An 18435-nucleotide genomic window follows, 5' to 3' on the forward strand; every position below is an offset into this window, starting at 1 on the left:
CTTTGTGAATTATTTTGACCTCTCTGGCAAAATCGCTATTGTTACTGGAGTCTTAGGTAAACTTGGACCAGTGTGGAGTCGGGCATTACTGGATGCTGGCGCAACGGTTGTGGGCATAGACCTACCATTGGCTCAGGTGCCAAAGTCTTTTGAGCTACTTCAAGGGCATTATCCCAAGACTCGTTTGTTTTTGGAACGGGGTGATATATGCGATCGCACTGCCATGACCGCAATTCGCGATCGCATCCTGAGCGACATTGGCATTCCTGATGTGATTGTCAACAATGCTGGGATTGACCAACCTCCTGGTCCAGTGAAAACCTATAGCTTGGACGAGATCCCCCTAGAGATTTGCCGCAAGGTGTTTGAGGTGAATGTCTTGGGCGCATTCCAGGTGACCCAAGTCTTCGGTAGCCCGATGGTGGAAGCTAGACGAGGTTCAATCATTAATATCGGTTCCTTGTATGGGAGCGTATCTCCCGATGCCCGGTTTTATGAGCATCTGGAGTGCGACCCTCCTTTTTTAAAACCCCCTGCCTATGGGGCATCGAAGGCAGCACTGGTGAATTTAACCCGGTACTTTGCTACCCACTGGGGACCCTTTGGTGTCCGGGTTAATGCCCTTTCTCCGGGAGGAGTATTGGGTGGACAGGATGAGGAATTCAAAGGTAAATTTTGCGATCGCGTTCCTCTAGGACGGATGGCAGAGTTTGATGATTTACTTGGCCCATTGGTGTTTCTAGCATCCGATGCCTCTGCCTATGTCACAGGTATCGAACTCCGAGTTGATGGCGGTTTTACCGTTTGGTAGACTAAACTGGTGCATCTCACTGTCTTAATGCAGTCCCTGAGGGAAGAAACCTGCTCAGGTCGGCACTGCATCGCTGAGTTATAGAGTTACAACGTTTAGATGCACCCTTTGATCACTAAACTGTTTATTGAAAACCAGAAGCACTTTAACTATCCCTACGGCAAGCGAAAGATTTACGAAAGGATTAGTAAATTTTTCAGCTTTCCTACTTATAGTATTCGCAAAGATTTAGGAATTAGCGTTATTAATTGTCAAGGTAAATTACCTAGTATCTCTAAAAAAGATGGATTTTTAGTGTGGTTTCCCAAAACTTTTGATCCAGTTAGCGAAGTGATTGGAGAATGTCGGGACTATATCGCTACTGTTGATCAATCTATTTTTACCAAACAAGGTGAAGGAAAAGAAGAATACCTCAGAGGTATCCATCCAGATAAGTCTAAACTTACGGAGTCTTTAGTAAAACTAGCTTGTGATCGAACCTTAGTAAGTATAGTAACAAAATACATTGGCATTTTACCAATTATCAATGGGGTTAAGTTACTCTACTCGCCCAATAAAAAACTCTATGAAGGAGGAGCTCAATTTTTTCATTTAGACCCGGAAGGCGTTAGGCAAATCAAGCTATATATTCATGTAGAGGATGTGACAGAAGAGTCTGGTCCTCTGACCCTAATCCCAGCACAAGAATCCCAGAAAATCTACCGATCCTATCAAGGGGGAAGACTAACGGATGAGTGGATCAGTCGCTTGATTGATCCGCAACATTTCTATTCGATAACTGGTGCGTCGGGGACAATGATATTTGCGGATACATCCCGATGTTTCCATTTCGGTAGCCGACCAGGAAAAAAACCCAGATTTGTAATTATACTACAATATATATCCCCCTTTGCTATCAATTTCCCCTGGTTTGGATGGGTTAGAAAGCCACTTCATGCTCACTTAGTTAATTACAATACTTCAATGATAGATCAATATCTTTTAGGAGCTCAATAGAGGGAGTAGGGAGTAGGGAGTAGGGAGTAGGGAGTAGAGGGAACAGGGAACAGGGAACAGGGAACAGGGAATTTTGTGTATATCAGAGCTCTAAAAAACGCTATTAAACTTAATTTAAGTACTGAAGTAATCAACTATTATTACTTTTTTATGTTTCCTAATCCGAAGTTACCTACCTTAATTACTATAGCCTATATAAATAGGTTATGAACAATATTGCTGTGTCTTGATGCAGTCGCTCATGGAGGGAACCCCCAAGACCGCGCTGCATCGCTTTCTCATAACATCAAAAACTCTTTGGATCTCTTTCCTACTCCCTACTCCCTACTCCCTGTTCCCTGTTCCCTCTTCCCTATTCCCTGCTCCCTGCTCCCTGCTCCCTTTTCTTATAAATCCGATGTTCACAACTCAAATAAAAATGGTATATCATTACTCACCATGAGATACTTCCAAGGGGTAAAAAATAATGGCACCAGACTATTTACCGAGCCAAGTCTTGAACTGGATTGATGGTCAACAAGTAACAGCAGTGGCAGGAGAATGGTTTGATAAGCTAGACCCCACTAATGGTCAAGTGCTATGTCAGGTGGCTCGCTCCAGAGCAGCAGATATTGAGCAAGCGGTAAGGTCAGCTAAACAGGCTCAACCGGCTTGGGCTGATACTCCTCCGGTACAACGGGGAAACATCTTACACGAGATTGTCCTGGGTATGAAAGCCCGTCAGGAAGAGATTGCCAGGATTGTAGCAGCAGAAACGGGTAAGTCCTATGGTTCAGCTTATGGAGAAACTGGCGGTGCGATCGCATTAGGATTATTCTACGCTAGTGAAGGACAACGGTTGTATGGTCGCACCACTACCAGCGGTGTGGTTAATAAATATGCCATGACTGTGCGTCAACCTCTGGGAGTTGCTGGATTAATTATTGCGGCCAATACTCCCATTGCTAATGTAGCCTGGAAAGTCTTTCCAGCACTGGTTTGTGGCAATAGCGCGGTATTAAAAGTAGCAGAAGACACTCCTGCCACGGCTTGGATAGTTGGACAAATTGCTCAACAGGCTGGGTTACCCCCTGGTGTACTCAATATTATTCAGGGATATGGTGAAGAAGCTGGAGCTCCCTTGGTTGCTCATAATGATGTGGCTGTGGTTAGCTTTACCGGCTCCACAGAAGTAGGGCGAATTGTGCAACGGGTAGCTGGGGAGCGCTTTGGTAGGGTATCCCTGGAGTTGGGGGGTAAGAATCCCTTGGTGGTATGTGATGATGCGGATTTGAACAATGCCGTCAAGTGGACCTTACTCTCAGTATTCAGTAATGCCGGTCAACGTTGTGCTTCTGCTAGTCGGATTATTGTCTTTGACAGCATCTATGATCAATTCCGTGACCAATTAGTGGAGAAAACTAAGGAATTAAAATTAGGTCCCACTGACCAGGATGACCTGGGTCCAGTGATTAATGAGCAACAGTTGACTAACATGATTGCAGCGGTGAAACAGGCACAAGAAGCAGGAGCAACGGTGTTGGTGGGAGGCGATCGCTTAACAGACCCTGACCATGCTACTGGTTTTTATATGGCACCGACCCTCCTAGAGAATGTAGACCCCCACGCGGAAATTTCTCAATGTGAATTATTTGGTCCGATTGCTAGTCTCTACCGGGTCAAAGACTTTAAGGAAGCTCTTGCTCTTGCCAACGATTCTCCCTATGGCTTAACTGCTTCGATTCACACTCGCAACATCCACCGTGCAGTAAGGTTTTGTGAGAAAGTCCAAACTGGGGTAGCTGTAGTGAATGCCGGTACCTATGGCAGTGAACCCCATATGCCTTTTGGTGGACTCAAGCAATCTGGTAATGGTACCCGTGAACCAGGCACAGAAGCCTTGGATGTCTATTCTGAGTTGAAGGATATCTATATTAATATTGATCCTGAGCAATTTTGATCATAAGGGAGTAGGGAGTAGGGAGTAGGGAGTAGGGAGTAGGGAAAAAATCCTGTTTCCTTTATTACTATAAGTAACGTTATATACCCTTGGATTACGGTTATCCAAGGGTAATCGTTTTAGAAGCAAATAATTGCTGACCGCTGACCACTGACCACTGACTGCTTAGGTATGTTTCAATACTACCGAAAGATTATTAGCTGGCATTTGGTAAGTTTTTTCAAGGATGAGATTATGATTACTGGCAACCTCTACAACATCTTCTAAATTACGTACTCCCCATTCTGGGTTTTGTTCTCGTAAATAGGAGTCAAAATCAGCGTTGGAAAGTGCAGTGTGTTTATTACCTTGTTTGTAGGGACCGTATAAATATAGAATATCTCCTGATGAAAGGATACGACCAGCACCTGCCATTAATCCTAAACAAGTAGACCACGGTGAAATGTGAATCATATTAATATTCACCATCGCTACAATATCTGGTATTTCTGATAGTATTTCCGTTTCTACCTTCCAAACTGGCTGACTGACATCAATATCAAGGGGTTGATGGAGGTTGTCGCTAGGGTAATCTTTAGCCCAGGCGATGATACTTTCACGGAGGGAAGCATTAATATCGGAAGGAATCCATTTTCGAGGGTTTAACTGTTGTGCAAAATAGATAGCGTGTTCTCCGGTACCGCTAGCAATTTCTAAAATTGTGCCAGTGGCTGGTAATATCTCTAAAAGTACGTTTAAAATTGGTTCCCGGTTGCGCTGGGTTGCTGGGGCGTATTTTCTGCTATCCACTAATTCTTCTCCCCGATAATGATAAGAGCAGGAACGGGTGCATCTCATATTTGTAAAAAAGTTGAGTAGGGTGCGTTAGGGACGGGTTTGCCGTAATTTTATCCGTAGCCAGTATTGGGACAGTCCGTCCCGTAACGCACCACAGGTTCAAACAGCATGCATTGAGATGCACCCAGTGGCAACGGGCAAGATGCCCATTCCACAAAGCTATTAATATCATCCCATACAGCGGAGCAGGCAAGAGGCAAGAGGCATGCTAGCAATAGGCATGCTAGCAAGAGGCAATAGGGAAACAATCCTCTTTACCTGATTAGACTAAAAACTGCTATAAACATCAGCTTACAAGCTTTCAAAAAAATCTAGGAAGTGGTGCGTTACGGGACGGAATGTCCCAACACTGACTACGGATAAAATCAGGGAAAATCCGTCCCTAACGCACCCTACATAACTGATCATAACAGAATTTATTTTATCAAAAATGTCAACAAAATACAAATGGTTTATATCTGATATTTTTCAAATTTATTACACTCCCCACTCTCTCCACAATCTCCATATTTCGTAATAAAAAAAATTTTCTAAACCCCTTGACATGCGATTAATTTATTTATATATTACTAATGTAAACCATTTACACTAATAACTGGTCATGAATCAAAACATTAACCCCAACTCCGATGACAATCAAAACCCTGACAATCAAGGTCACAAAGGGAAAAAAGTCAAGCACATCTTGATTGGTTCTCCTAAACAAGTTCGGCATACTATTTATGCCATTTATGCCCTTAAATACGCTTATCCTGATGAGTGGAGCACTCCCGAGCCTACGGAAAACCCTGGTGAGGTTATGACCACTTTAATTCGATATTTATACCTAGACTAGGATAGGGGTTTGCCAGCGATGCAGCGCGGTCTTGGGGAGGCAGCGCGGTCTTGGGGGTCTCCCCCATGAGCGACTGCCGTGGTTTCCCCCATGAGCGACTGCATCAAGACAGGGTTTGCCGCCCTGGCGGCCAAGAATTGCCGAGGTGATTTTTTGCAAGTTATTTTGCGGAGGGGTATAATGTAAACAGAGTTCGGATGTGCTTGCTGGAAAGCAGTTACTGAGTAACTTGATAAGAATGGATTCCTTGATTCAGTTTTTGTTTGGATTTGATGACAGCTAAGCTGTACTCAATTAGGTTTACACAATAGAATTCGGTCAAGCATTGGGGTTAAACCAAACTTGACCGGATTTTTTTTTATCTAAGCTATCAGCTATCAGCTATCAGCGGTCAGTTATCAGCTATCAGCTATCAGCTATCAGCTGACGGCACATCAAGTAGCACCTCAAGTAGCACCTCAAGTAGGTCATATGCTTACCTTTCAGCTTTTGAATAAAATAAGCTGACGGCTGACGGCTGACCACTGACCGCTGACCGCTGACCGCTGACCGCTGACCGCTGAGGGTAAAATATATAGATATTGATCAACTATCTTCTCAACTATGACAACGCTAGTATTTGTCCATGGCACAGGGGTTAGGCAAGCTGCCTATGAGCAAACTTTTAAGATAGTTGAGGGTTTTGTCACTGAAAAACGTCCGGAGATTACCGTTGTTCCTTGCTTTTGGGGTGAGCAATTTGGGAGTAAGCTCAATGCTAAAGGGGCATCGATACCCTTGTTTGATGCCAGTTTAGCTCTGGATCAGGGAGAGGAAGAAGAGCAAGAAATTATTCTTTGGCAGCAGTTATATCGCAATCCCCTTTATGAGTTGGGATTGTTGTCTTTACAACCTAGCGCTAATGCTGATAGTAATCCCTTTGGAGAGCAACCAGGTGATCAATTACATGACCGGTTGCTGGATTTAATTCCTAGTGGAGAATTGCAAGAAAAATTACAAGCAGCTGGCATAGCAGAAGTGTTTGATCAGGCACGACGCCATGTTACGAGTAGTGCTGTTTATCAAGAAGTATTAAACCAAGTCTCTGATTCAGATAGTGACTGTTATGATACTATCGCAAGAGCAATTATTGCTCAGGCAATGTTTGACTCTCAGCAGCAAAATCAGGATTCCATCATCCTTCCTAATCCGGAATTGCGTGATCGACTCGTGAAATCACTCAGTGATGCTTTGGGTGCCAAGGAAGACTTGGGATTGGGTGACTGGCTCCAGAAACCACTTTCCTTATTGGCGGGTCCAGCTACAGCTTTGGTGAGGAGTAAAAGGGGTGCAATTACTGAAGCAAATACTCCTACACCTGGTGACATTATACTCTATCAAAGTCGGGGTCAGCAAATACGTGACTTTATCCAGCAAACGATAGAAGAGGCTGAACCACCAGTTGTTATATTAGCTCATAGTTTAGGAGGGATTGCTTGTGTTGATTTATTAGTTAATCAACCAATAAAACAAGTAGAATTACTAATTACAGTGGGTTCTCAAGCTCCCTTTTTATACGAAATTAATGCCTTATATAGCCTAGAATTTGGTCAGCCTCTGCCAGACTTTTTTCCGGAGTGGTTGAATATTTATGATTTACGAGATTTCCTTAGTTACATTGGCGCTACTCTATTCCCTAATAAAGTGCAGGATGTTTTGGTGGACAGTAAACAACCCTTTCCCCAAGCTCATAGCGCTTATTGGACAAACCCTGCTACCTGGAAAGCAATTATTCCGAGGTTACCATGACTATGGGTTCATCTCATATTTGCTGTTTGAACCGGTGGTGCGTTACGGGGCGGGCTATCACAACCCTGGCTACGCAAAAAATCATGGCAAGTCCGCCCCTAACGCACCCTACGGGACATTAATAAAAGTTAGATGCACTCCATGACTATTACTGCTAAGCCAGAAAAAACCTATGGGTTGATTGTCGGGATCGAGAAGTATCAAGCAACAAACTGGAATGTGAATGGTCCCGTTCATGATGCTATCAAGTTTGCTGATTGGTTGTTATCACAAGGCGTGCCAACAAATAATATCAGGCTCTGTTTGTCTCCTTTAACTGAAAATAGTGAACTGGTTAATAACTTTGAGATAACGTCAAAGCCAGCAACGGAGCAGAATCTATTTGATATCATTACCAATGATCTATCCCAACAAACGGGAGAGCTACTGTTTATATTTTGGGCTGGTCATGGTTTGATTACCTCAGAGCGAAATCGCAGGCTACTTTGTGCTGATGCTAGTAAAAATAATTGGCAAAATCTAGATTTACATTCCCTGTTACTGCTTTTCGGTTCAGATTCCTTTAGGATTCCCAATCAGATTTGTATAGTCGATGCTTGTGCTAATTATCTTTTAGAGTCAAACGGGCGACCAACTAATTTGGGAGGGAAACAGTTTCCTAGTGGTCAACCTAGGCAAAACAGTCAACAGTTTGTATTACTGGCTACGAGAGAAGGGGAGACAGCCAAAGTTAACTCCTCCGCAAAAACGGGATACTTTTCCCAAGCCGTAATAAAAGCGTTGGAGCAACAGGACTGGCTGCCAGATATGGAAGTAGTTGCTAAGCACGTTAAGGAACAATTTGCTAGTTTAAATAAACAACAACTACCCACCTATTTTTATCGTCGCAGTTGGGATGGTGATCAGGAGGATTATTATCCTAATCCCTTTGATATTGCCTACAATATACCCAGTACTCAAGCCCGTAAGTTTGTGGATAGACACCAGCCACTGGAAGAGTTACATCAGCTATTGCAAGACAATACTATTGTAGCCATTACTGATCGCACAGGTCAGGGGGGAGTAGGAAAAACAGAACTAGCCATTCAATACTCTTGGTACAATTTAGAAAATTATCCCGGTGGCTGTTGTTGGTTGTATTTCAAGAGAGTGGATATCGTAACCCAGCTCTCGGGATTTGCAATGGTGAAAAAATTTCCTGATTTTAAGATTCCTGAAAACCTACCCCTTGATTACCAACTTCTTTATTGTTGGGAAAACTGGCAACCAGGTAAAGTTTTATTGGTTTTCGATAATGTCACTGATATCGAGCAAATCAAAGACTACTTACCGCCCATGGGTTCTCGATTCAGGGTATTAATCACCACTCGTAGTTCACAGTTACCCTATGCGTCAATTCCTTTGGGAGAATTACCAGAAACTGAGGCTCTAGAGTTATTAGCAAAATTAGTAGGGAAAGACTATGTTGAAAAAAAGTTAGAGGTTGCCAAAGAAATATGTCAATTCGTTGGCTGTATACCTTTAAAATTATACCATGTGGCAGGGCTATACTCAGAGCCAGGTAATACATGATGCTAGAAGAAATTTTATTGCTCCTAGAGCAGAAGCAATCTCAAGAAGGTGACTCTGGTAAAGATGTTCTGCTGGAACTCAATTGGGATGCGTTAGAGTCTTCAGCTCAAACCATGGCTGGTCTTTTGAGTTTGTTTGCCTTGGCTCCTATTCCCTGGTTATTAGTATCCCAGGTTGCTGCAACTGCTAGCTTGGAATTTGATTTAGTCGTTAATCGGGATATCTTAGTTCAAAAGTATTTCCTCCAGAAGTTAGATGATAACACTTACCAACTTCACGAACGGATTAGAGAATTTTTGAGTATCAAGGGGGAACAGTTAGCTGATATTGAAAAACTAAAACGGGGCTTTTGTTCAGCTATCGTAGCAATAGCAAAGGATATTCCTGAGACCCCAACTCAGTCCGAAATTATAGAAATTACCCCTGCTATCCCTCACCTGGTGGAAGTTGCCACTAACCAAAACGATTACTTAAATGACGAAGATTTAATCTGGCCTTTTGTGGGCTTAGCGCGCTTTTACCATGGTCAAGGGGCTTACGAACAAGCTTTGCCTTGGTATCAGGAATGCTTATTAACGGTTAGAGAGCGCTTGGGTCAAGACCACCCGGATGTGGCCACCAGCCTTAACAACTTGGCAGCACTATACGACAGTCAGGGGCGATACGAAAAAGCCGAACCCCTTTACCGGCAAGCCTTAGAGCTGAAGCAACGCCTCTTGGGTGAACAATACCGAGATGTGGCCACCAGCCTCAACAACCTAGCAGAACTGTACTATAGCCAGGGGCGATATTCAGAAGCGGAACCCTTGTATCTGAGAGCCTTAGAGCTAAGCCAACGCCTGCTGGGTGAAGAACATCCAGATGTGGCACAAAGCCTCGACAACCTGGCTTTACTGTACTATAGCCAGGGGCGCTACCAAGAAGCGGAACCTCTCTACCGGCAAGCCAAAGACCTGAGGAAACGTCTGCTGGGTCAAGACCACCCAGATGTGGCCACCAGCCTCAACAACCTGGCTTTACTGTACTATAGCCAGGGGCGCTACAAACACGCAGAATTCCTATGCCTAAAAGCCAAAGACCTGAGGAAACGCCTGCTGGGTCAACAACACCCAGATGTAGCCACCAGCCTCAACAACCTGGCTTTACTGTACTGGAGTCAGGGGCGATACTCAGAAGCGGAAGACCTGTACCAGCAAGCTTTAGACATGAGGAAACAGCTGCTGGGTGAAGAACATCCAGATGTGGCACAAAGCCTCAACAACCTGGCTTTACTGTATTGCAGCCAGGGGCGCTACAAGCAAGCAGAACCCCTATGCCAAAAAGCCTTAAACCTGAGGAAACGCCTGCTAGGTCAACAACACCCAGATGTGGCCACCAGCCTCAACAACCTGGCTTTACTGTATTGCAGCCAGGGGCGCTATAAACAAGCAGAACCCCTATGCCAAAAAGCCTTAAACCTGAGGAAACGCCTGCTGGGTCAACAACACCCAGATGTAGCACAAAGCCTCAACAACCTAGCAGCACTCTACGAGAAGCAGGGGCGCTACGAAAAAGCCGAAACCCTTTACCTGCAAGCCTTAGACTTGAGGCAACGCCTGCTGGGTCAACAACACCCAGATGTGGCCACCAGCCTCAACAACCTGGCTTTACTGTACTGGAGTCAGGGGCGCTACGAAAAAGCGGAAGACCTGTACCTACAAGCCAAAGACCTGAGGAAACGCCTGGTTGGTCAAGAAAATCCAGATATGGCCACCACCCTTAACAACTTGGCTTTACTGTACTGGAGCCAGGGGCGCTACGAAGAAGCACAACCTCTTTACCTACAAGCCAAAGACCTGAGAGAACGGCTGCTGGGTCAACAACACCCAGATGTGGCAAGTACCCTCAACAACCTGGCTTTACTGTACGATAGCCAGAGGCGGTACCAAGAAGCAGAAGACCTGTACCAGCAAGCCTTAGACCTGAGTCAACGGCTGCTGGGTCAACAACACCCAGATGTGGCAAGTACCCTCAACAACTTGGCCGGACTGTACCAGAGTCAGGGACGCGACGAAAAAGCAGAACCTCTGTACCAAGAAGCTCTACAGATTGCTATCAAGCAGTTAGGAGAAGAACATCCCACAACCCGAATTATTTCCGGTAATTTGAACCATCTATTGAAAACATCTCAACCTAAAAATGATCCTAGGGATTTAGAGCCTAGGCCTGTGACGATAAAGCTTGAAACGATTGATACGTAAAAAGTGTAACGCTCTGTGATATCAAAAGAATTGAAATTATTATAGCAATCCTAAATCAGTTGTAAAATTAAAACTATTAAATCATTGCTTTACACTAGTTACAGCTATTGCTAAAGCCACTATATTTCAGAAATTAGATAAGATTACTATAGCGTTTATCGTAGTTATGAGATACAGTTATCTTTGATGTTGATTCCCTGTCTTGATGCAGTGATCGCTATTGCCTATTGCCTATTGCCTATTGCCTATTGCCTTGCGCGTAGCGCTATAGCAACCTATCACCATAGTTTAGGATTATTTAAAGACTTTACGCATTTGATATTCACAGCAGCATCTGGCACCTCTATCTCCCCAAGTAGGAGCGCCTGCCAACCAAAAGGCCACTGCAATGGATATGGAGTAATGAAATGTGTTGCCAACTCTGCTTTAAAGCCAAATCGTTCATAATACCTAGGATCACCATACACGAAAACAATAGTCACATTCATACTACGCAATCGCTTAATCCCAGCATCAATTAGTTTACTCCCCACACCATTACCTTGGTATTCTGGCTTAACAGCGAGTGGTGCCAGAATATACCCATGGAAATCTTGTTTTTCGGCAATAAATACAGGACTATATGCAACGTTTCCAATTATTTCATTGTCATCGACCGCTACCAATGATAGTGTACATGGCTCGGTAATATTGGAGATGAGGTCATCAGCGAGACCTGCCACAAGATCACCCTCTCCGATCGGAAAGGCCGACATATGTAAGGAGCGCACGCTCTCACGATCCCTTATTTCTGCATCTCGGATAATCATGTTGTGCGGCTTCATGTATTGAGTTATTATTTAATTCTATATCCCATAAGGTACAACTTGATCCCCCTAAATCCCCCTTAATAAGGGGGACTTTGAGGTTGAAAAGCGTACCTCATAACTGATATACCAATCCGTGTAGGAATTGTGATAATTTTTGTTCCCTTTTCCCTACTCCCTACTCCCTACTCCCTGTTCCCAGATCCGCTGTTCCCTGTTCCCTTTGGTATAGTTTTGTTCAACCCTAAATTTGCGATGAAAAATCTAACTCTGCTATCTACCACACTCCTGATTGCTACCTCTGGATTAGTTTTGGTGGCACCCCAGGCAGCTTCAGCTTTAAATTGGAACTGGATTTATTCTGCTCCTGGTATCGAAGCCAATGGTACTTTCACTACTAATGATACTCCTGATGATTTGGGTTTTTTCTTGATTTCTGAAATTACTGGCACGCGCAACAGCGAAACAATTACTGGTTTGCAACCTACTGGTACTTCTACACCGGGAAACGAACCTTTCGAGGTTGATAATTTAATTAGTATTGATGGTAATCAGTTAACAACTGACGGCTTTGGGTTTTCTACCTCAGGTGGAAACTTTGTTAATGTCTTTTTCGCTAGTTTTTTGCAGCCCCCTAGTTTTTTTGAAGTTTTTTCGGCACCGCCATTTATCACTGGTTTTCAAAATTTAGGACCAGAAGATAGTGAGTTACCCATTAGTTTTTCTGCGCAACCGGTGATTGTCTCTGAACCTAGTCATAGTATAAGTCTCTTTACCCTGGCTACTCTCGGCTTAGCTTCAACCATCAAACGTAAGCTGAAACCTTTTGCTTAAGCTATAAGCTATACCAAAGGGAACAGGGAACAGCGGATCTGGGAACAAAAATTATCGCAATTCCTACAGGGATTGGTATATCAGCTATCAGCCCTCAGCTGAGGGCTGATAGCTTAGATTTAAGCTGGTTGAGATTTAGTCAATAATTTCAGAATTTCTACAATCTCCCCCTGTCGGTTAGAAAGTTGTTCTTGTCGCTGAGAGAGTTGTTCTTGTCGCTCATCTAAGTTTTCCATTAGGCCATACATTCGGGATTGACTTTCAGCTAAATTAGACTGAGAGTTTGCTAAATTAGCCATCACAGAATACAGTCGAGCGCGATCGCGTTTGAACTCATTGACAGTATCGGTTAGGGCTTCGATAGCACGAGCATTAGAATCGGTTCTTTGACGAAGCTCTTCGAGCTGTTGGCTGATCCGTTCAATCTGTTGGTCGATGCGCTCAATGGCAGTTAGTAAACGGTTGAAACGGGTATCAAATTGGTCTGAATTTGTCATTTGCTGCAACAGTGTTTAGTGTTTTCTCAACAGCTATCAGCAGTAAGCGGTCAGCCGTCAGCGGTCAGCTTATTTTCTTCAAAAGCACCAATTGCGCTACGGGCATGCTGCGCGAACAGTAGCACCATCTGTAGGCCATAGGCTGATAGCTGATAGCTGATAGCTGATCACTGATAGCTGATAGCTTACGCTAGTGGTTCTAAACCCTAATTAGATTGAGTCAGTAACTTCAGAATTTCCACAATCTCACCCTGTCGGTTAGACAGTTGTTCCTGTCGCTGGGAAAGTTGTTCATGTCCCTGAGAAAGTTGTTCCTGTCGTTGATCTAAGTTTTCCATCACGCCATACATTCGGGATTGACTGTCCGCTAAATTAGCCTGAGATTGAAATAAATTAGACTGAGATTGTGCTAAATTAGCCATCACAGAATACAGTTGAGAGCGATCCCGTTTGAACTCATTAACAGTATCAGTTAGGGCTTCAATGGCACGAGCATTAGAATCGGTTCTTTGACGAAGCTGTTCAATCTGTTGGCTGATCTGCTCGATCGCAGTTAGTAAAAGGTTGAAACGGGTATCAAACTGGTCTGAGTTTGTCATTTGCTGCAATAGTGTTTAGTGTTTTCTCAAGAGCTATCAGCGGTCAGCCGTCAGCGGTCAGCGGTCAGCTTATTTTCTTCAAAAGCACCAATTGCGCTACGGGCAGGCTGGGTGAACAGTAGCACCATCTGTAGCCCATAGGCTGATAGCTGATTACTGAGAGCTAAATGCTTACCCTAGTGGTTCGCGCATCTTAATTAGATTTAGCCAGTAACTTCAGAATTTCTACAATCTCCCCCTGTCGGTTAGACAGTTGTTCCTGTCGCTCATCTAAGTTGGCCATCATGCCATACATTCGGGATTGATTTTGAGCTAAATCTGCCATCAAAGAGTATGCTTGAGCGCGATCGCGTTTGAACTCATGGACAGTATTGGTTAGAGCTTCAATGGCACGAGCATTAGAATCGATCCTGTGACCAAGCTGTTCAATCTTTTGGTTGGTCTGCTCGATAGCACGAGCATTAGAATCGGTTCTGTGACCGAGCTGTTCAATCTGTTGGCTGATCCGCTCCAGGGCAGTTAGTAAAAGGTTGAAACGGATATCAAACTGGTCTGAGTTTGTCATTTGCTTTGCTGCAATAGAATGTTTACGATAGCAGTTATCAATTGCTTGAAGTACGTTTTGTATTTTAGGTAATAGGGAACAGGTAATAGGATCAAAATTCTGTGTAAATCCTAAGTAGTATCACCGCTATCATTCTGATTAAACTAGTGCAGATTCTGTTTATAGTGTGATTTTTATAGTGTGATTCGCGATTACACGCTGTGACGGTTAATTTTTAGCATTGCTCTATTAGAACGGGTTTTTACTACTTATGATTTACCAGATGATTTACCTTTGCCAAAAGGCCACGCTACGCGAACAAGTTTCTTCCATGATTAAGGGAAGTATTGGCGATTTAATTGACGGTAGCAAGGAGCAATTATTACTCCCTAATCCCTACTTCCTAAACCCCAGTAATTTGTACTTAAAGCAATTGGGTTAACCCTATATAATTATACACTATAATTGTTAATATTGACAAGGATTAAAATCTAGTAATTACTAATAGCCAACTAACTGCAATTATGAGTTATTATAAAACCAACAATTACTCGTAAAATTGTAACGGGCAAGATGCCCGTTCTACTCCCGATTCCCGTCAGCTGAAAATAAAGCTCCTTTAGGATTGCTATAACTGATAACTGATAGCTGATAACTGATAGCTGAACGCTGATAGCTTACCTATTCATTATTTCTGTAAACTATAAAGTGGTGATCAAAAATTTGCCAGCAAGATTATTGTCTAATATCAGGAAAATTGGTGGATTCTAAAACTCCGACAGTAGTTGCCTTGATTCCAGCCCGGGCTGGTTCTAAACGAGTACCTGGTAAAAATATTCGTCGTTTGAAAGGGCATCCGTTAATTGCTTATACTATTGCTGCTGCAACCCAAAGCCAAGTGTTCTCAGCAGTGATTGTTTCCACTGACTCAGAGGAGGTGGCGGAAATTGCTCGTTACTATAGCGCTGACGTACCATTTTTGCGTCCGCCAGAGTATGCTACTGACAAATCACCAGATATTGAGTGGATTGATTACACCCTGAGGCGTTTGAATGATCTTGGGCGAGAATTTGATTGCTTCAGCATCCTGCGACCAACCAGTCCTTGTCGCCAACCACAGACCATTCAACGAGCTTGGCAGGCGTTTTTGGCTCAAGCTGATCAAGTAGACTCCTTACGGGCAGTAGAGAAATGCCAGCAGCATCCTGGTAAAATGTGGGTACTCAAGGGCAGCCTGATGAAACCGTTGCTTGAGCAGAACACCTTGGCCAAAAGGCCACGCTACGGGAATGAATTAGGCAATTGTCAGATTAACCATAACCTCCAACCCCCCAACCTCCAACCCCCCAACCTCCAACCACCCAACCTCCAACCCCCCAACCTTGGCCAAAAGGCCACGCTACGCGAACAACCTTCAACCCTTCAACCTTCAACCCCCCAACCTTGGCCAAAAGGCCACGCTACGCGAACAACCCCCCAACCTACCCTACGGGAAGGCCAAAGGCCAACAACCCCCCATACCCCCTGGCATAGTACTCCGTATCAGGCCTTGCCAGAGGTCTATGTGCAAAATGCTAGCTTAGAAATTGCTTGGTCAAAAGTGGTGCTGAAAGAGTATACAATTGCTGGAAAGGTTATTATGCCATTTATTACCCATGATCATGAGGGATTAGATATTAATGACTTGAAGGATTGGTGGTATCTGGAATATTTAATAGCACAGGGAGAAGCTCACTTACCTATAGTCTCCCAGAAACCAATTTAGTTTTTTCAATTTGGTAGGGAGTAGGGAGTAGGGAGTAGGGAGTAGGGAACAGGGTAAAAATACTGTGTACCTCATTACTATCAGAAACGCTATACTATTAGTTAGAGTAGTTTAATTAGTCGTTTTAATTAATAAAATAGCTAACTAATGATTATAATTATTTGGGATTAACTTTAAAAAATAACGTTTAAAATTGCGGATAAGAAAATCAGCAAGTAACCAAGGTAAAGATTAAGCTGTCATGTTATCCATTTAACATTAATAGTATACAGGGTTTTTCATAACTATCAGGTACACAGGATTTTTTGCCTGTTCCCTGCTCCCTATTCCCTGCTCCCTACTCCCTACTCCCTGCTCCCTAAAACCCAAAACCTGACCAATAACCAACAACCCCAATAACCAATAACCAATAACCAATGACAAATCTATCTCTAGTCCCGTTTCGGGAGTTTGAACGCCTCAAGGATTTAGACATTACTCCCGAAACTCATACTGAGCTTTTTGCTACCTACTGTCGAATCAATACCTTATATATGATAAAACAGGCGGGTTCAGGGCATATTGGTAGTAGTTTTAGTAGTTTAGATATTGTTTGTTGGCTGTTTTTAAATGAATTACGGGTTAGGAAAACTAACTCTAATCAACCACGGGATATTTATTTTTCCTCTAAGGGTCACGATGTACCGGGTTTTTACTCGGTTTTGATTGGCCATGGTTTGCTGGAGTTTGAGCGTATCCATAGCTTGAGGCGGTTAGATGGACTTCCTGGCCATCCAGATATTTCAATTCCGTTCTTGGAAACGAATACTGGTTCCTTGGGAATGGGGGTTTCTAAGGCTAAGGGGATGATTAGCGCAAATCGGCTGATGGGTCGAGAGGGAAATGTTTATATCTTAACTGGGGATGGGGAGTTGCAGGAGGGTCAGTTTTGGGAGTCTCTCCAACCAGCAGCAAATCTGGGACTCCATGAGATGACTGTGATTGTGGATCATAATAAAATTCAGTCCGATACTTGGGTGTCCCAAGTGAGTGACTTGGGGGACTTGGAACGGAAATTTGCGGCCTATGGCTGGTATGTTGACCGCTGTGATGGCAATGATGTCAAGGCTTTAGGGAATGCGATCGCAAAATTGAAAGCAGTCACTAACCAGCCCAAAATCCTGATTGCTGACACCATTAAGGGAAAAGGAATCTCCTTTATGGAACACACGGCCATCAAACCAGAAGACAACTTATATCGCTTCCATAGTGGCGCACCGGATGATGAAGCCTACACGACCGGAGTCGCAGAACTAATTGCTGCTGCCAATACCCAATTGGAACAAATTGGAGCATCCCCCTTAGCATTGGAGATGCTATCCTATGCCAAACCTGCTGTAGCTGATGGGGCGCAACGACTGGTTAGTGCCTATTCCAAAGCTTTGGTTACCCAAGCAGAACGGAATCAAGACCTGGTAGTACTCGATGCCGATTTAATGCTCGATTGTGGGTTGATTCCCTTTAAAGACAAGTTCCCGAAACGGTTCTTTGAGTGTGGCATTGCCGAACAAGATATGGTATCCCAGGCCGGGGGGATGGCACTGAAAGGGTTACTGCCGATCGTGCATTCCTTTGCTTGTTTCCTATCCACCAGACCCAATGAGCAAATCTATAATAATGCTACCGAACGGACTAAGATTATTTATGTTGGCTCCCTAGCTGGGTTGCTACCCGGTGGTCCTGGTCATTCTCACCAATCGGTAAGGGATATTTCTGCCCTAGGAGCGATACCGAATATGGTGATGATTGAACCAGCTAATGAAGCAGAAGTATCCCTTGCCCTAGACTACTGTTTGCATCGAACTATCAGTAGTTCCTATATCAGGCTAGTCTCTATCCCCTGTCAGATTCCCTATCAATTGCCAGAGGATTATCAGTTGGAGTTGGGTCAGGGGATTGCCTTAACTGAGGGGCAGGACGCTATTTTATTTGGTTACGGTCCCGTGCTGCTACCACAAGCCTATCAAGCTGCCCAGTTATTGGCTCAGAATCACGGTATCACCCTAAAAGTAGTGAATTTGCCTTGGCTAAATTTTGTAGATTTAGACTGGTTGGAGCAAATCCTTCAGGGTTACTCCTGGGTGTTTACCCTAGATAACCATTATGTGATAGGAGGACAGGGAGATCGGATTGTAAGTGGTTTGGCAGAATTAGGATTGTCTGGGCAAATACAGGTAAGGCAATTTGGAGTATTTGATATTCCTAAATGCGGTCAAAATCAGGAAGTGCTTCGTGCTCATGGGCTAGATGCTGAAAGTTTAGCATTTGATATTAATAAAACTATGATGTAGCATTTTTAGTTAAGTTGTGAATATACTCCCTCAAGCAAAGGC

At 43.8% G+C, this 18435-nt stretch carries 19 protein-coding genes; 12 read left to right on the top strand and 7 right to left on the bottom strand.

Features of this window, described 5'->3' with window-relative positions; all coding sequences use genetic code 11:
* Positions 1-4: 4 nt before the first annotated feature.
* Entirely contained in the window at positions 5-811 is an 807-nt protein-coding gene (locus F6J99_RS01865; RefSeq protein WP_293111467.1) for an SDR family oxidoreductase, read from the top strand.
* A 99-nt stretch (positions 812-910) separates the two neighbouring features.
* Positions 911-1807 carry a hypothetical protein gene (locus F6J99_RS01870; RefSeq protein WP_293111468.1) on the top strand — a complete coding sequence of 299 codons (897 nt, stop codon included), beginning with the start codon at positions 911-913 and terminating at the stop codon, positions 1805-1807.
* Here F6J99_RS01870 and F6J99_RS01875 read toward each other — a convergent pair.
* Positions 1801-1941 carry a hypothetical protein gene (locus tag F6J99_RS01875; RefSeq protein ID WP_293111469.1) on the bottom strand — a complete coding sequence of 47 codons (141 nt, stop codon included), beginning with the start codon at positions 1939-1941 and terminating at the stop codon, positions 1801-1803. The genes F6J99_RS01870 and F6J99_RS01875 overlap by 7 nt on opposite strands.
* Before the next feature lie 107 nt (positions 1942-2048).
* Between F6J99_RS01875 and F6J99_RS01880 the strand changes: the two genes are divergently transcribed.
* Both F6J99_RS01880 and F6J99_RS01885 read left to right on the top strand, forming a co-directional pair.
* Positions 2049-2249 (top strand): hypothetical protein, encoded by a 201-nt coding sequence (locus F6J99_RS01880; protein ID WP_293111470.1) that lies wholly within the window; start codon positions 2049-2051, stop codon positions 2247-2249.
* Between the two features lie 24 nt (positions 2250-2273).
* The gene (locus F6J99_RS01885; protein WP_293111471.1) at positions 2274-3746 is read left to right on the top strand and encodes an aldehyde dehydrogenase family protein; all 1473 of its coding nucleotides are present in this window, start codon (positions 2274-2276) and stop codon (positions 3744-3746) included.
* Between the two features lie 165 nt (positions 3747-3911).
* Here the strand turns inward: F6J99_RS01885 and F6J99_RS01890 are convergent, their stop codons facing one another.
* Together F6J99_RS01890 and F6J99_RS01895 are read right to left on the bottom strand one after the other, a co-directional pair.
* Complete coding sequence (locus F6J99_RS01890; protein WP_293111472.1) at positions 3912-4583, bottom strand: DUF938 domain-containing protein; 672 nt, start codon at positions 4581-4583, stop codon at positions 3912-3914.
* 50 nt (positions 4584-4633) lie between these two features.
* On the bottom strand, positions 4634-4813 hold the full coding sequence (locus F6J99_RS01895) for a hypothetical protein (protein ID WP_293111473.1): 180 nt from the start codon (positions 4811-4813) through the stop codon (positions 4634-4636).
* 371 nt (positions 4814-5184) lie between these two features.
* On the opposite strand from F6J99_RS01895, the gene F6J99_RS01900 reads away from it, so the two are divergent.
* From F6J99_RS01900 to F6J99_RS01915, 4 genes are all read left to right on the top strand, one after another.
* Positions 5185-5418 (top strand): hypothetical protein, encoded by a 234-nt coding sequence (locus tag F6J99_RS01900; RefSeq protein ID WP_293111474.1) that lies wholly within the window; start codon positions 5185-5187, stop codon positions 5416-5418.
* A 603-nt stretch (positions 5419-6021) separates the two neighbouring features.
* Complete coding sequence (locus tag F6J99_RS01905; RefSeq protein ID WP_293111475.1) at positions 6022-7206, top strand: hypothetical protein; 1185 nt, start codon at positions 6022-6024, stop codon at positions 7204-7206.
* Between the two features lie 141 nt (positions 7207-7347).
* Positions 7348-8778: a caspase family protein gene (locus F6J99_RS01910; protein ID WP_293111476.1), complete on the top strand. Its 1431-nt coding sequence runs from the start codon at positions 7348-7350 to the stop codon at positions 8776-8778.
* Positions 8778-11018 (top strand): tetratricopeptide repeat protein, encoded by a 2241-nt coding sequence (locus F6J99_RS01915; RefSeq protein ID WP_293111477.1) that lies wholly within the window; start codon positions 8778-8780, stop codon positions 11016-11018. The genes F6J99_RS01910 and F6J99_RS01915 overlap by 1 nt, the downstream gene beginning before the upstream one ends.
* Positions 11019-11296: 278 nt before the next feature.
* On the opposite strand, the gene F6J99_RS01920 is transcribed toward F6J99_RS01915, so the two are convergent.
* Positions 11297-11842, bottom strand: a complete 546-nt coding sequence (locus F6J99_RS01920; RefSeq protein WP_293111478.1) for an N-acetyltransferase — start codon at positions 11840-11842, stop codon at positions 11297-11299.
* A 129-nt stretch (positions 11843-11971) separates the two neighbouring features.
* Between F6J99_RS01920 and F6J99_RS01925 the strand changes: the two genes are divergently transcribed.
* Positions 11972-12658, top strand: coding sequence for a PEP-CTERM sorting domain-containing protein (locus tag F6J99_RS01925; RefSeq protein ID WP_293111479.1), 687 nt, complete (start codon positions 11972-11974; stop codon positions 12656-12658).
* 119 nt (positions 12659-12777) lie between these two features.
* Here F6J99_RS01925 and F6J99_RS01930 read toward each other — a convergent pair whose 3' ends face one another.
* The 3 genes from F6J99_RS01930 to F6J99_RS01940 all read right to left on the bottom strand — a co-directional run bounded on the left by F6J99_RS01930 (position 12778) and on the right by F6J99_RS01940 (position 14319).
* Entirely contained in the window at positions 12778-13155 is a 378-nt protein-coding gene (locus F6J99_RS01930; RefSeq protein WP_293111480.1) for a hypothetical protein, read from the bottom strand.
* Between the two features lie 206 nt (positions 13156-13361).
* On the bottom strand, positions 13362-13754 hold the full coding sequence (locus F6J99_RS01935) for a hypothetical protein (RefSeq protein ID WP_293111481.1): 393 nt from the start codon (positions 13752-13754) through the stop codon (positions 13362-13364).
* Between the two features lie 193 nt (positions 13755-13947).
* Positions 13948-14319, bottom strand: a complete 372-nt coding sequence (locus F6J99_RS01940; RefSeq protein WP_293111482.1) for a hypothetical protein — start codon at positions 14317-14319, stop codon at positions 13948-13950.
* A 250-nt stretch (positions 14320-14569) separates the two neighbouring features.
* Here F6J99_RS01940 and F6J99_RS01945 point away from each other — a divergent pair, with 250 nt between their 5' ends.
* The 3 genes from F6J99_RS01945 (at position 14570) to F6J99_RS01955 (ending at position 18393) form a co-directional block, all read left to right on the top strand.
* Positions 14570-14740 (top strand): hypothetical protein, encoded by a 171-nt coding sequence (locus F6J99_RS01945; RefSeq protein WP_293111483.1) that lies wholly within the window; start codon positions 14570-14572, stop codon positions 14738-14740.
* 318 nt (positions 14741-15058) lie between these two features.
* A complete protein-coding gene (locus F6J99_RS01950) occupies positions 15059-16063 on the top strand; it encodes an acylneuraminate cytidylyltransferase family protein (RefSeq protein ID WP_293111484.1) in 1005 nt (334 codons plus the stop codon).
* A gap of 416 nt (positions 16064-16479) precedes the next feature.
* Positions 16480-18393, top strand: coding sequence for a transketolase C-terminal domain-containing protein (locus tag F6J99_RS01955; RefSeq protein WP_293111485.1), 1914 nt, complete (start codon positions 16480-16482; stop codon positions 18391-18393).
* Positions 18394-18435: the final 42 nt, after the last annotated feature.

Source organism: Moorena sp. SIO4G3 (assembly GCF_010692305.1).
In the GTDB taxonomy this organism is placed as follows: Bacteria; Cyanobacteriota; Cyanobacteriia; order Cyanobacteriales; family Coleofasciculaceae; genus Moorena; species Moorena producens_A.

What these genes read in the sequence shown, in the direction of transcription:
- F6J99_RS01870 (WP_293111468.1), top strand. Translation starts at nt 911, where the DNA reads ATGCACCCTTTGATCACTAAACTGTTTATTGAAAACCAGAAGCACTTT.
- F6J99_RS01880 (WP_293111470.1), top strand. Translation starts at nt 2,049, where the DNA reads ATGGAGGGAACCCCCAAGACCGCGCTGCATCGCTTTCTCATAACATCA.
- F6J99_RS01885 (WP_293111471.1), top strand. Translation starts at nt 2,274, where the DNA reads ATGGCACCAGACTATTTACCGAGCCAAGTCTTGAACTGGATTGATGGT.
- F6J99_RS01890 (WP_293111472.1), bottom strand. Translation starts at nt 4,583, where the DNA reads ATGAGATGCACCCGTTCCTGCTCTTATCATTATCGGGGAGAAGAATTA.
- F6J99_RS01900 (WP_293111474.1), top strand. Translation starts at nt 5,185, where the DNA reads ATGAATCAAAACATTAACCCCAACTCCGATGACAATCAAAACCCTGAC.
- F6J99_RS01905 (WP_293111475.1), top strand. Translation starts at nt 6,022, where the DNA reads ATGACAACGCTAGTATTTGTCCATGGCACAGGGGTTAGGCAAGCTGCC.
- F6J99_RS01910 (WP_293111476.1), top strand. Translation starts at nt 7,348, where the DNA reads ATGACTATTACTGCTAAGCCAGAAAAAACCTATGGGTTGATTGTCGGG.
- F6J99_RS01915 (WP_293111477.1), top strand. Translation starts at nt 8,778, where the DNA reads ATGCTAGAAGAAATTTTATTGCTCCTAGAGCAGAAGCAATCTCAAGAA.
- F6J99_RS01920 (WP_293111478.1), bottom strand. Translation starts at nt 11,842, where the DNA reads ATGAAGCCGCACAACATGATTATCCGAGATGCAGAAATAAGGGATCGT.
- F6J99_RS01930 (WP_293111480.1), bottom strand. Translation starts at nt 13,155, where the DNA reads ATGACAAATTCAGACCAATTTGATACCCGTTTCAACCGTTTACTAACT.
- F6J99_RS01935 (WP_293111481.1), bottom strand. Translation starts at nt 13,754, where the DNA reads ATGACAAACTCAGACCAGTTTGATACCCGTTTCAACCTTTTACTAACT.
- F6J99_RS01940 (WP_293111482.1), bottom strand. Translation starts at nt 14,319, where the DNA reads ATGACAAACTCAGACCAGTTTGATATCCGTTTCAACCTTTTACTAACT.
- F6J99_RS01945 (WP_293111483.1), top strand. Translation starts at nt 14,570, where the DNA reads ATGATTTACCAGATGATTTACCTTTGCCAAAAGGCCACGCTACGCGAA.
- F6J99_RS01955 (WP_293111485.1), top strand. Translation starts at nt 16,480, where the DNA reads ATGACAAATCTATCTCTAGTCCCGTTTCGGGAGTTTGAACGCCTCAAG.